We start from the raw sequence: 13,268 nt of genomic DNA, 5'->3' as shown, positions 1-13,268 counted from the left end.
TTCAGGGTTGATCGTTCTGCCACCGAATGCGCAGGCTATCGAGGCGTTCCTGCTGGGTCAGCCCCGATAATGGCGGCACCAGCGAAGCGCGGGGGTACTGCAAGCGTAGCCATAGCCAGCCATCGAGTACCGGCCGTTCGCTGAAACCCAGCGCCAGCCCTTCCTGCACATGGGACCACAAGCGGCGGTAATCGGTCCCGGTGGATTGGCTCCAGTGCCAGGCATGCTGTTCCAGCAGGCAGGTTTGCAGGGTTTCCCGCTGACGGGGGCTGAGGCTTTCTTCGACCGCCAGCGGGCTGACGGCGAGCCCCGGGTTGAACAACTGCTGCCAGCCCTGACTGCCGATCGCTCGATCGGCCCACGTCCCGCCGAACCAGTGCAACTGACTGATCGGTCCCAGCCAGCGACTCAGCTCCCGGGCATCACAGGCGTCGAAAAAGTAACTGGCCGTGTTCGGATTGTAATAACTCAACAAGGCTCGATGGTGCAGCCCGCAAGTCACGATGAGCATGCGGCGTAAATGCGCCAGCAATCGTGATGACGACACCTCGCTGACAATCAGCAAGCCACGCAAGGCCTGCGTATCGCTGTAGCACAACTCGGCCAGCGCCGCGCACGTTCGAAGGTCGACCAGCGCCGGGCCGTCTTCACGCAACGCCTGCAGTTCGGTGCCCTCGAACAGCCAGAACCGCTGGGCCTGCGAGAATACCTGTTGCAGTGTTGCGCTCGCCTGAGTCGCACTCGGGACGTCCAGCAACAGCCATTGCGGGGTTGCGCCAATCATGCAGCACCGCTCTGGCCAAACAGCGTCGCTGCCCGACAGGTGCAAAGCGCCTGCGAGCAGTGGCTGAAGCTGCCGCCGCCGGGTAACAGACACAACAGCACCAAGGGTTCACCCGAGCGCAGCAGTTCCAGCAAACCGTCATGGAGTGAGCTGGCCTCTGGCGGGCTGGGTTCCTCGACCACCTCGACCCGCGACGGCGTATGAAGAAACCCGCAAATCAGCGGCTGATCCGGATCGCCCTCGATAAAGCTCACCACCACCTCGGTGCCCTCGCTCAGCAGCGAGACGCTCGGATCCTCCAGCTCAGCGGCCAGCGGTAGCCAACAATGGCTGGGGGCCGCGCCTTCGCCCTGATAGAGCCAGTCGAACTGCACGGCCACTGGCCGAGAGGGATCCGGCCGAGGTTCATCGACATCGACCACCCAGGCTCGTTGCAGGCTGTGCATCCGCGGTTTCACCGCACAGGGAGGCGGGACGAAGGAGGTGGCCCCATGAAGCGCACGGATCCGATTACTGTAGGGAGCCACTGGATCCTGACTACCCTGATGTTCGACATGGGTCAGCAGCCACAAATGATTCCAGTCGGCAACCGGGTGGCCGGACAACGGCATCATCTGACCACTGCGCAACGTCGGCAAGTCTGTACGACCTTCCACACCCGGCACGGTACGCTGCCCCGCCTGAAGCTGAAACTGCCGCACCGCCGGTTGCTCGCCATCGACCTGGAACGGCGCGTTCGCAGCGGGACGGAAATGGCCACGACCATCACCAAACACCACGCAGTGCCCGCGTGCGTGATGCTCGAAGTGATAATGCAGGCACTCCTGGGCGCACAGGCGCTGGAGAAACTGCAAATCCGACTCCCGATACTGCGTGCAGAAATCACGGGGCGGGTAATCGCCACTCAGTTCGAAGCGTCGATCCTTACCCGTGATGCCGTGCTCCTTGAGCACCTGGCTGAGAATCTCGGGCACCGAGACGTCGTTGAAAATGCGTCGACTGAAACGCTGGGAAAGGCAAGCCAGCCTGGGCCTCAGACGCACATGGCAAAGCCTGACTGTCGGGCCATGGTCACGCTGGACGAGTTCATGCAACAGACCATGCACCGTGCTGCCCTCCGGCCCGAAATGTAAAGCGGCCGGGCGGTACAGCAAGCTCGCAAGGTCGAGCGTCGGGTCATCGATCAGCAGGTCCACATCGAACACAAAGGGCTCGCTGATCGCTTCTCTACCGGTAAAGGCCAGAACTTCGAAAGGGTCGGGCAGACCGGCTACGTCCAGACGAAATGAAGGTTCGTTGACTGGATCGAACATCGGCGATTCTCTACAGGAGGGGCGGCCGGGGATTCTCGCCGAGAGCCATGGCTGAGTAGAGTGCCGAAGTACAACTTAGGAAATGGCCTACGCGAAAAGAAGACCATATGGCTTTGATAGCCGGGAGTGTGGGCAATTTCGCGGGGAAATAGAGAACCGCCGCACCAGGTCATCCGAAATTTCCGCAGCGTGCGGAACAATTTCAGACAACCTGATGAGCGCGGCGACTTACCTCAAGAAGACAGGTAAGACGAACGGGTCAGGCCCAGACGCAATGCGTCGAGGAACTGGGTCCGTTCGGCGGCGGTGATGCGTGCACTGGCGCACTTGTCGCGGTAGTGAGTCATCAGCTCTTCCGGCGACAAATGCACGTAACGCAGCATGTCTTCGATGGTGTCGTGGGTTTCGATACCCGCGTGGTATACGCTGCCGTCGGCATTCTGGTAGATGTTCACCGAGTCGGTGTCGCCGAACAGGTTGTGCATGTCGCCCAGAATTTCCTGATAGGCGCCGACCAGGAAAATCCCCAGCAGGTAATCCTCGCCCTCGTTCAGTGCGTGCACTGGCAGGCTGGTCTCGATGCTCTGCTCGTCGACGTATTGCTTGATCTTGCCGTCGGAGTCGCAGGTCAGATCCTGCAATACGGCGCGACGCAGCGGTTCTTCGTCGAGACGGTGCAACGGCAGGATCGGCAGGACCTGGCCGATGGCCCACGTGTCCGGCAGGCTCTGGAACACCGAGAAGTTGCAGATGTACTTGTCGGCCAGCTTGTCGTTGAGTTCGTCGAGCACCTGACGGTGGGAACGCTGACGGGCCTTCAACGAGTTGTGCAGGCGACGGCACACGGCGAAGTAGCATTGCTCGGCCAGGGCTTTTTCCGCCAGGGTCAGCTTGCCGTCGGCGTACTGGGTGGCCACGTCGCTCATGTAGTGTGTGGCGCGCCAGTAGGTCTCGGTAACCATTTCGATGTCGGTCGGGCCGAGCAGGTCAACCAGCCACTGCACGGTTTCCGGCAGCGCTTCCTTGTTTTCGATCTGCGGCACGTCGTCGTTGTGTTTCTCGACGTCGGTGACTTGCACCACCAGCATGGCGTGGTGCGCGGTCAGTGAGCGGCCGCTTTCGGAGAAAATGTTCGGGTGCGGCAGGCTCTGCGCGTCGCAGAACTCCTTGAGCATCCCGACCACGACACCGGCGTAATCGTCCATGTCGTAGTTGATCGAGCTGGCGTTGCGCGAATGCGTGCCGTCGTAGTCGACGCCCAGACCGCCACCGACGTCGATGTGATCCACCGGCAGGCCGAGGTTGCGCAGTTCGCCGTAGTAACGAATCGCTTCCTTGAAGCCGTGCTGGTAGTCCGCCAGGTTGGCGATCTGCGAACCCATGTGGAAGTGCAGCAGACGAATGCCCTGGTCAAGGCCCGCCGCGCGGAAACGCTCGACCACCGACAGCAATTGCGCCGCCGACAGACCGAACTTGGATTTCTCGCCGCCAGTGTCTGCCCACTTGCTCGAGGCCAGGGACGACAGACGCACACGCAGGCCGACCTGCGGCTTGACCTTCAGCGAGGCGGCTTCTTCGATCACCAGCCCCACTTCGGATTCTTTCTCGATCACGATGAACACGTTGTGGCCCAGCTTCTGGCCCATCAGCGCCAGACGGATGAACTCGCGGTCCTTGTAACCATTGCAGACGATGGTCCCGCCCTTCGGCGCCAGCGCCAGTACCGCCAGCAGCTCAGGCTTGGAACCGGCTTCGAGGCCGATCGACACGTTTTGCGTGGCGATGATGTTCTCGATCACCGCTTCTTGCTGGTTGACCTTGATCGGGTACAGCGCGGTGTATTTGCTCTGGTATTCCAGGCGCTCGATGTTGGCGTCGAACGCGCCGGTCAGCTGACGCACGCGGTCTTGCAGAATGTCCGGGAAACGTACCAGCAACGGCAAGGACAGGCCGCTCTTGCGCAGCTGGTCGACTTGTTCGAACAGATCGATGGGCGAACTGGTCGGACCGTTCGGACGAACCTCGACGCGACCGGCATCATTGATCGCGAAATACCCGGCCCCCCAATGGCGAATCCCGTAAACACTGCGGCTGTCCGCAACTGTCCATTGGCTGCCATCGTCTTTGCGTGTGCGTCGTACGGACATTGAAGTCCCCTATAAAGAAGTCATAGAGCGTCGCCTGGGTTCAGGCCGGCGCAGTCTAAAGGATGAAAATGACGGTTCGTCAACGAGGGGATAGACCTCGCTGACCGCAGTGAGTTTAGAAACCGGTCAGAACAGGCTCTGTGAAAACCATGTAGGCGACGGCGGACCCGGGTTGAATCAGGCCCGGATCAAGCCGGGGGTGGTTTTCACAGAGGCTGCTAGCCGCCGGACTTCTTCGCCTTGAAACCGAGTTTGATCAGCTCGCCCAACAGCAGCTCGACATGATCGCCCTGGATTTCAATGATTCCGTCTTTCAACGCTCCACCGGTGCCACAGCGCTTCTTCAACGTGGTGGCCAGGTCCTTGAGCGCGTCTTCGGCCAGCGGCACGCCGGTGATGGTGGTCACCGTCTTGCCGCCACGCCCCTTGCTTTCGCGACGCACGCGAGCGATGCCGTCGCCGGCGGGGATAACGGTCTGTTTGCAGATACAGGCGTCCACCGGTTTACTGCACTCCGGGCAATGACGACCTGCGTCGGTGGAAAATACCAGGCCACCAAGGGCGGCGAAGGATGCGGCTTTTTTGGCCACCGGCAATCCTCTTGGGAGGACAAAGACTGGTCGCGGCACTTGGGCAAGTGCCATCGACCGCGAAGCCCCACTCAGGCAGGGGCAGCGCTACTGAACCGGTACAGCCCTGCGTAGGAGCTGGCGAGTGCAACGAGGCTGCGATCTTTTGATGTTGAATCAAAAGCAATGTCAAAAGATCGTAGCCTGCGGCAGCTCCTACAAAAAGCAATGCCGGTTCAGCTTGAAAAGGTCGCGCAGTGTAACGGCAAAAACGCCGATTGCTAAGAGCCAATCGGCGCCAATTTATGCCTCTTATGCGACGTCTTCCCCGCGAGCCCGGAGATAGCGCTTCAAGGCGGCCAAAGAGTCCGGGCAATAAGGCTTTTGCTGGATTTCCAGCATGACCTGATCGACGGGAATAAAGCGCGCTTCGAGCACTTCCTCCGACTGCAGGATCAACGGGCCGTCCCACACCGCCGAAAACGCCGAACACCAGAGGCGATTACCAGTGTCTTCGAAGAAAAAATGGTCATGGGCGGTCAGTTCCACGCCGCTCACACCGAGCTCTTCTTCCAGTTCACGGGCGGCCGATTCGGCGTAGGTTTCGGTGGCCAGCACCATGCCCCCTGCCGCCACATCCCAGTAACCGGGATAAATCGCCTTGCTCAACGTGCGCCGATGCACGCAGAGCTCACCGATGGAATTGAACAGCATGATGTACGTGCCGCGGCCGATCAGCCCGCGCTCGCGCAGGTCGGAGCGAACCAGAGCGCCGAGCAGGTTGTCCTGCTCGTCGACCCAGGCGATCTGTTCGGCATCCGAGGCTGCGCGATGGGCGGCCTCTTTGGCGCTATCGACCATGACTCAGCCCTGATTGAGCAGTTGACGGAGATCGATCACCGCTGCGTTGGCCCGGGAGATGTAGTTGGCCATGACCAGTGAGTGGTTGGCCAGCACGCCAAAGCCGCTGCCGTTGAGGATCATCGGGCTCCAGACCGGCTCTTGCGAGGCTTCCAGCTCACGAATGATCTGGCGCACGCTGACCGTCGCGTTCTTTTTCGCCAGCACATCGGCGAAATCGACCTCGATGGCGCGCAGCAGATGGGACAACGCCCAGGCCTGGCCGCGAGCCTCGTAGAACACGTTATCGATTTGCATCCACGGTGTTTCGACGACTTCCTCGTCCACCTGTGGCACCTGACCCGGCGCGACCACTTCGGTTTTCAGCGCGGTGTTCAGTTTGACCCGGCCAACGCTGGCCGACAGACGTTGTGACAGCGAACCCAAGCGGGTGCCCACATCGCCCAGCCAGTTGTTGAGGTTGTCGGCGCGGGCATAGAACAGCGCGTTTTTCTGCGTCGGATCGGACAGGCGCGCCTGATAGCGGCTCAGGGAATTGATGCCTTCCAGGTACTCGGACTCACTGGACGGCAGCACCCAGCTTTTATTGTCGAAGTTGAAACGCGGCTCGGCTTTCGCCAGATCGGAGTCTTCCGCCGATTGCGATTGCGAACGGGCGAAGTCTTTACGCAACGCACGCGTCAGGTCGCGGACCTGGACCAGCACGCCATATTCCCAGCTCGGCGTGTTATCCATCCACAGGCCCGGCGGGAAACGATCGTTGGAAATGTAACCGCCCGGTTTGGTCAACAAGGTGTCGGCAACCGTCTTGAGGGTTTCGACCGTGGTGTAGCCGATGACCATCTGCTTGCCTTCTTTCTCGGCAGCCACCTGGGCATTCTGTTGAACCGGGAACAGCGCCGGCTCCTGGCTCCAGTACCAGCCAAGCGCAACGGCCACAATCAGGTAGAGGCCGATCAACGTGGCCAGCGCCCGGCTGAACAACAGGCCGCCGATGTAGCTGCGGGTGGCCGATTTCGGTTCGGCGGCACGTTCAGGCGCGCTGCCCGCGCGGTTCTTCCAGTCCAGCATGGCGATATCCTTTCAATCACTTGAGTTCATCGGTTCGACCACAACCATACAACAACGTGCCTTTGCCCGGCACCCGTCGTCAGGTTATCCGGGTAAATTACCGTCAGGTAGCGGTGAAAACCGTGTCCATGAACCCGAGCCGCCCTGCCCGTGTTAAACGCCAGTGACCTTCATTGAGATTGGCTGAACCTCCGCCGATAGAAAAAGATGCGCGATGCCCTTTCCGTCAGTTCTGCGCGGCGCCGTGTCCCCATCCACCGTCGCAATATAGTGACGCTGCGCCAGCGGCTCACCGGTTACGCTGTCCAGGAGGCGAAAGAGCCTTGGCGATCTTGTGGCCTGGGCGGGGGGATTTTGCATCAGCTCCATGATCGCAGGATCAAAGCTCCGCTCCGGCATGACCCAGTCAGCGTAATCGGCTTCAGGCCTGACCAACCACCACTCTCCCCGCTCGATCTGGTCAAGCACTTCGCTGTCAGTGTCGATCACCCTGTCGTTCGCCGCGCAGGGTCATGAAGGCGGGAGTTGGCATGGTGGGGCTCCTTTTTATTTGGGTTGTGGGGCGGGGAAGTGACTGGGCTCGTCGTACATGTCTTCGATTTCGTCAAAGGGCCGCCAGGCTTTACCGAGGTCCAAGGTGATGAGGTAGCGTTCCTGACTCGGATTTCGATAATCCTCGAAACGCCCCATTATCAGCATGGCCTGATACTTGTCGCCCGCCTGCCAATAGGATCGTCCGGAGAGAATTCCTTTACTCAAGTAGGCCCGCCACTCAGGGGTATCGGAGATTGTGGGATTGTTTCGCAGCCCTTTTGCCACCCAACCTTTTTCACGCCATTGGTCTTGCAGATCGAGAACTACCTCGAGGGCATCATCGATTAGCAGCGGTTCGACCTGCGGGGACATGCGGATACCGGAAATGACATTGTCGTCAAAATTGACAGTGAAAAAGCGCGCCGCCGGCGTGGTGAATCCGAACTGTGGATCAACAAATCGCAATCGTGCGTCGGTCATGGGAATGCCGAACCAGATGCGGTCACGGATCTCCGGACTAAAGGGAGCTGAAGAGTTTCTGAGCAGGTTTTCATACGTCCCCCCCATTTCCACGACGATTTCGGGTTCATCCCAGAGAGGTTGCGTCAGGCGGTGTATGACGGCCCACGTCAGGCCAGCCAGGACAAGAAGAAAGGCGCCGCAGCGCCAGCCGAACCAATGTGATCGAAGAGTCATTGACTACTACCGCTTGCTGCGATCTCGTTGATTGACTGCTCCAATGCATAACGGTTGTGGTCACCGAGCATCCGATCAAAGCGTGTCGCTGCCTGGAGCACGAATGCCATTCGCTGATTGATGTCGGACAAGTCCGCCAGTGGGTTGTCGCCAAAATCGACGGTGCGCCCGTCCCCGACACGCTGACACTGACTGGTAAGGGTCAACTCAATCGCCTGGGCAACGCCTGAAGAAAACCCCGTAACGTAGGAGGCGTGATTGGCACGCAGCAAAGCTACCAGTTGGCGGTCCTGGTAAATCGTTGGCTGGAGGATATTCTTCTGCTCATGCCGCGCCAAATGCTTAACACCTGCGGCAATATCTCCGTCCTCTATCGCCTCAAAACCCAGAAAAATCTCGGTGTAATCCAGCCCGAATTCGAGCTTTTCCTCCCCCACCGGCCACAGCACCGGAAACTTCGGATGCCCAAATATTCCCGCTCGTGCTCCCAAGCACTGTTTCAACTCTCTGAACCCACGCTTCGCATAAAACTCATGCAACGGATAAATATCCAGAAACAGCGTGGTATTCCCCAGCGCCATCATGTCGTGCACATGCCGGAACTGCTGCTGCACCAGCGACAAGTCCTCACCCGTTGAACGAAAGTCCACAGAGGGCACAGGATTACGCGCATCCGCTTCCTTATAGCCACGCAACTCATCCGCCTGCTCGGCCATCTTGTCTGGCGTCAGCAACCCGAACTCGCTGCGGCTATCGCGCACACGCTGCCGCGCCTCGTACTCCTTGCGAATGAGGTCGATACTGTCCGCCGCATGCAGTAATCCGCAGCCGACCTGCTTGGAGGCAAATGCCGCCAGCCCGGCCCACTGAAACCTTGAATCGTGCAGCCACAGGCGAGCGTAGGCAGCGTTGATCACGCGGTTGCGCTCTACCGGGTCGGCAATCAGTACCCCACCGGGTGCGACAATCTCTTCCGCCTCGCGCTGGTAGTGTCGCCATAGGCAGGCGCAAGTAAGAATCGGCACGTCGGTAATGAGTGCCTTGCTGCCATAAAGCAGCTCCTCTTTGCATTCACAGTCAGCGATGGGGGTGCTGTTGTGGTTGAGGCGCTGCTGATCGCTGGGTTGGTCTTTGAAACACTGGGTCATGATTCGTGGATGGCGTCTAAGGGTTTCCCTGACACCCTACACGCCGAAAACCCGGCTCGAATCCAGCAAGCCAAAAACCAGAACTCCCTGACAAATAACACTCGCCAAGCTTACGGACGCTTCGCACAAAAACACGAAAAGTGCCCTGAGACACCCAGCCCACGGGCCTTTCGGAATAACCTTCAGGCATTTTCAGACCAGCCAGTCAGAAACTGAATGACGTCGCTTTGCAGATTATTGACGTACGACACTCATGCAAACGAAAAGAGGTGCTAGCATAGAGCCACCAGTCGATCTCAGCATGCACCCTAACTAGTAGTCAGGATATGACCGAGCCAGAAGACCCCAGCCGTGAGCGCCTCAAGCACCACTTTGCCCAGCGGGTAATTCATCAGGCACGTCAAATTCTTGAGATCTGGCAGCGCCTGCAACGCAGCGAGTGGTCCGTCACCGATTTATCGGAACTGAGCGAGGCCAACCTGCGCCTGCAGCGTTTCGCCGAGCGTTTCGAACAACCGGAACACATCCAGCTGGCGCGCCACATCGGCCAGTCGCTGGAAGCCGTCGATGCCAATCGCGGACGCCTGAGCAGCGGCCTGATCACTGATCTCAATCGCCTGATGCAGCGCTTGTCGCGCACCGGCCTGCGACATGGCGATCAACTCGAACAAACCTTCCTGCCGCCGCTGCGCAAGCCGATCTACGTGATGCTCCAGGATCACGACCGTGCCGAGCGCCTGGCCAAGCAGCTTGAATTCTTTGGACTCAGCGCCCAATCCCTCGACAGCGTGGCGGCCTTTCGTTCGTCGATGGTCGAACGCTTGCCCGCCGCAATCGTCATGGACGTGGACTTCAGCGGTCCCGGCATCGGCCTGAAACTGGCCGCCGAAGCCCAGGTCGGTCTGGATGAACCGTTGCCACTGCTGTTTTTCAGCCTGCTCGAAACCGACACCCCGACCCGCCTCGCGGCGGTGCGTGCCGGCGGCCAGGAGTTCCTGACCGGCACCCTCGAAGCCTCGAGCCTGCTGGAAAAGATCGAAGTCCTGACCTGCGTTGCGCAATACGAACCTTATAAAGTGCTGATCATCGACGACTCCCGCGCACAGGCCTTGCATACCGAGCGCCTGCTCAACAGCGCCGGAATCGTCACGCGGACCTTGATCGAGCCGATCCAGGCCATGGCTGAACTCGCGGACTTCCAGCCCGACCTGATCATCCTCGACATGTACATGCCGACCTGCACCGGTACCGAACTGGCCAAGGTCATTCGTCACAACGACCGCTACGTCAGCGTGCCGATCATTTACCTGTCCGCCGAAGACGATCTGGACAAGCAGCTCGACGCCATGAGCGAGGGCGGCGACGACTTCCTGACCAAACCGATCAAGCCGCGCCACCTGATCACCACGGTGCGCAACCGCGCAGCGCGCGCGCGCAATCTCAAAGCGCGGATGGTCCGCGACAGCCTCACCGGGCTGTACAACCACACGCACATTCTGCAATTGCTCGAAGACTGCTCGTTTCGCGCCCGCCGCGAGAGCAAGCCTTTGAGCTTCGCGATGCTCGACATTGACCACTTCAAACGGGTCAACGACAGTCACGGCCACCCGATGGGCGACCGCGTGATCAAGAGCCTGGCGCTGTTTCTCAAGCAACGCCTGCGCAAGACTGACTTCATCGGCCGTTACGGCGGCGAAGAGTTCGCCATCGTCATGCCGGACACCGATATCGAAGCCGCCTACAACGTCCTCGATGAAATCCGTCAGCGCTTTGCGGAAATTCATTACCCCGCGCAGCCGCAGGATCTCTGGTGCACCTTCAGCGCCGGGGTGGTCGAGCTGGGCGAAGACTCCGACGGCCTGATGATGGCCAGCCAGGCGGACGAGGCTCTGTACCGTGCCAAGCACGCCGGGCGCAACCGCGTACAGGCGGCGCGGGCATCAAAGCAAAATGCCACCTTTTCATCGGAATCCACCCAGTCAGTCATAACCCTGTAACAGAAACGCAATAACTTCAGGGACTTACCATTCTGCCGTTGGTAGTCCCGCGATGCGCCTGAAGCTGCTGACCAATCTCAACACCCTCCTTTTAGTCGCCGTGTGCGTGGCCCTCGGCGCCACGCTCTGGTGGTCGCAAAAAGCCCTGGAACGCCCGTATTTGTTGATGGAGCGTTACCTGGGGCTGTCACAGCAGTTTCAAAATGAAGTGGCGCGCAACGTCGAGGATTACCTCGCCAGCGGTGATGCCTTGCGCCTGAGCAGCGCCAGCCAGGCCATAGACGCATTGCAAAAGGAGCTCGTGGAGTTGCCGCCGGCATTGGCCGACACCTTGCGCCCCAGCCTGACGAACCTGGATGAGTTCAGCAAAACCGACCTGTTGGCCGCCGGCAAACTCGCGGGAGATCCTCAGGCACTGCTGCTGCAAGCCGAACGCGAGCTCGGTGCCAGCCTCGATCAGCTCAGCCAGTACGCCAGCGATAACGCGACTTATCTGACGCCTCTGCTTAATGCATCCCAACACCTGGGCAAACTGTCGCTGGCCCGGGACAAACTGGTCAGCAGCGGTCGCAGCGAACTGGCTGCGGATGTTGAGCGTGAAGTCACCAACATCCGCGCTCAAGCAGAACGTCTGGATGCCCTGCCGCTACTCGGCGTTGCCAGTAAAAGTGAATCGGGCACCGATGATTTCGCCGCGATGATGGGCCTGGAGAACACCGAAAAAACCGTGACCGAAGATGCTGGCGTCGGGCTCAAACGCGAACTCAACAGCCTGCTAACCCGCTATCCCGCGGAGCTTGCGCGCACCCGTGAGCAGATCCAGAAACGTACCGACCTCAGCGCCGCGACTCACCTGAAAATCGCTGCGGTACAACAGACCATCGCCGGGCTGGAACCGGTGGTCCGCGCCCAGCATGGGCAGATCCAAAGCGAAGTGCGGCTGATGCAAGGCGTGATGATCGGCCTGATCCTGCTGATCGCGTTGCTCATCGACACCCTGCAACGACGCCTGGCCCGAACACTGACCAACCTCGCGCCGGCGCTTTCGACCTGGGCCGAAGGCGACTTCAGCCGGGACATTGAATTGGGCAAGACCAATCGCGAGCTGCATGACATTCAAGCCTCGCTCAACCGTCTGCGCGCCTACCTCGTCGATCTCGTCGGGACCATTCGCCTTAACGCCGAACAGGTCGCCGGCAGCAGCCGCACCCTGGCCGAATTGAGCAATGACCTGCACAGCGGCGCCGAGCATCAGGCGGGTGACACGGCGCTCATCCGTGATTCTCTCGGCGAACTGGAAGCGACCATTCAACAAGTGGCCGGTGATGCCAGCCAGGCTGCCGACGCCAGCCGCCATGCCGGGTTGGCGGTGGAACATGGGCAAAAAGTCATCGGCCTGAGCCTCACCGGGCTGCACGCACTGGTCGATGAAGTGCAAGGCAATGCACAGATGATCGAACACCTGGCCTCGGAATCGGCCACCATCGGCGGCGTGCTGACGGTGATTCGCTCGATTGCCGACCAGACCAACCTGCTGGCCTTGAACGCAGCCATTGAAGCGGCTCGCGCCGGGGAAATGGGCCGTGGTTTTGCCGTCGTGGCTGAAGAGGTTCGCTCGTTGGCGCAACGCACCGCTGGCGCCACGGCCGAGATTCAGGTCTTGATCGCCGGATTGCAAACGGCGGCGCAGCAATCGGTGCAAGGCATGCGTGCGCAGGTTGAGCATGCTGAAGCAACGGCCAATCAGGCCCAGGCCGCTGACGGCGCGCTGGATAAAATCGTCGGGGCGATCCAGACCATTTCCGACACTGCCGTACGCATCGCCGATGTCACCGCTCAGCAAAGCGGCGCGGTCAGCGAGATCCGCGATCACAGTGAGCGGATTCACCAGCTGGGTGGGGATAACCTGCTGCGCATCGGTGAGGGACGTGAGCAAGGGGAGCATTTGTTGGTGCTGGGAGGGCGGTTGCATACAGCCGTTCAAGCCTTCCGCGTCTGACCAGACTCCCTGTAGGCGCTGTCGAGTGAAACGAGGCGGCGATCTTTGATTTTGGTTTTTGGATCAACGTCAAAAGATCGCAGCCTCGTTTCACTCGACAGCGCCTACATACGCATCCGCGACGACTCCGCTATCATTCCCGCACCTCC

The 13,268-nt window shown here is 60.1% G+C and carries 11 protein-coding genes; 2 read left to right on the top strand and 9 right to left on the bottom strand.

Annotated elements, in window-relative coordinates; genetic code table 11:
• Position 1 precedes the first annotated feature (1 nt).
• The 9 genes from B723_RS08670 to B723_RS08630 all read right to left on the bottom strand — a co-directional run bounded on the left by B723_RS08670 (position 2) and on the right by B723_RS08630 (position 9,123).
• Positions 2–784, bottom strand: a complete 783-nt coding sequence (locus B723_RS08670) for a DUF4123 domain-containing protein (RefSeq protein ID WP_017336354.1) — start codon at positions 782–784, stop codon at positions 2–4.
• Positions 781–2,097 carry a type VI secretion system Vgr family protein gene (locus B723_RS08665; RefSeq protein ID WP_017336353.1) on the bottom strand — a complete coding sequence of 439 codons (1,317 nt, stop codon included), beginning with the start codon at positions 2,095–2,097 and terminating at the stop codon, positions 781–783. Before B723_RS08665 ends, B723_RS08670 begins: the two co-directional genes overlap by 4 nt.
• 233 nt (positions 2,098–2,330) lie before the next feature.
• Positions 2,331–4,244, bottom strand: a complete 1,914-nt coding sequence (gene speA / locus B723_RS08660; RefSeq protein ID WP_017336352.1) for an arginine decarboxylase — start codon at positions 4,242–4,244, stop codon at positions 2,331–2,333.
• A gap of 218 nt (positions 4,245–4,462) precedes the next feature.
• Complete coding sequence (locus tag B723_RS08655; RefSeq protein ID WP_007947660.1) at positions 4,463–4,834, bottom strand: translation initiation factor Sui1; 372 nt, start codon at positions 4,832–4,834, stop codon at positions 4,463–4,465.
• A gap of 291 nt (positions 4,835–5,125) precedes the next feature.
• Positions 5,126–5,674 (bottom strand): NUDIX hydrolase, encoded by a 549-nt coding sequence (locus B723_RS08650; protein ID WP_017336351.1) that lies wholly within the window; start codon positions 5,672–5,674, stop codon positions 5,126–5,128.
• 3 nt (positions 5,675–5,677) lie between these two features.
• Positions 5,678–6,745 carry a DUF2333 family protein gene (locus B723_RS08645; protein WP_017336350.1) on the bottom strand — a complete coding sequence of 356 codons (1,068 nt, stop codon included), beginning with the start codon at positions 6,743–6,745 and terminating at the stop codon, positions 5,678–5,680.
• Between the two features lie 153 nt (positions 6,746–6,898).
• A complete protein-coding gene (locus tag B723_RS08640) occupies positions 6,899–7,234 on the bottom strand; it encodes a hypothetical protein (RefSeq protein ID WP_017336349.1) in 336 nt (111 codons plus the stop codon).
• 57 nt (positions 7,235–7,291) lie between these two features.
• Positions 7,292–7,975 (bottom strand): hypothetical protein, encoded by a 684-nt coding sequence (locus B723_RS08635; RefSeq protein ID WP_017336348.1) that lies wholly within the window; start codon positions 7,973–7,975, stop codon positions 7,292–7,294.
• Positions 7,972–9,123, bottom strand: a complete 1,152-nt coding sequence (locus B723_RS08630) for a DUF2515 family protein (protein ID WP_017336347.1) — start codon at positions 9,121–9,123, stop codon at positions 7,972–7,974. The genes B723_RS08635 and B723_RS08630 overlap by 4 nt, the downstream gene beginning before the upstream one ends.
• 326 nt (positions 9,124–9,449) lie before the next feature.
• Here B723_RS08630 and gcbA point away from each other — a divergent pair, with 326 nt between their 5' ends.
• Entirely contained in the window at positions 9,450–11,120 is a 1,671-nt protein-coding gene (gcbA, locus tag B723_RS08625) for a diguanylate cyclase GcbA (RefSeq protein WP_017336346.1), read from the top strand.
• 52 nt (positions 11,121–11,172) lie between these two features.
• A complete protein-coding gene (locus tag B723_RS08620) occupies positions 11,173–13,119 on the top strand; it encodes a methyl-accepting chemotaxis protein (RefSeq protein WP_017336345.1) in 1,947 nt (648 codons plus the stop codon).
• Positions 13,120–13,268: the final 149 nt, after the last annotated feature.

The organism is Pseudomonas fluorescens NCIMB 11764, assembly GCF_000293885.2.
Taxonomy (GTDB): Bacteria; Pseudomonadota; Gammaproteobacteria; order Pseudomonadales; family Pseudomonadaceae; genus Aquipseudomonas; species Aquipseudomonas fluorescens_B.
Note: the sequence above shows the minus strand (reverse complement) of the source record. Positions and strands in the feature narration are given on the sequence as shown.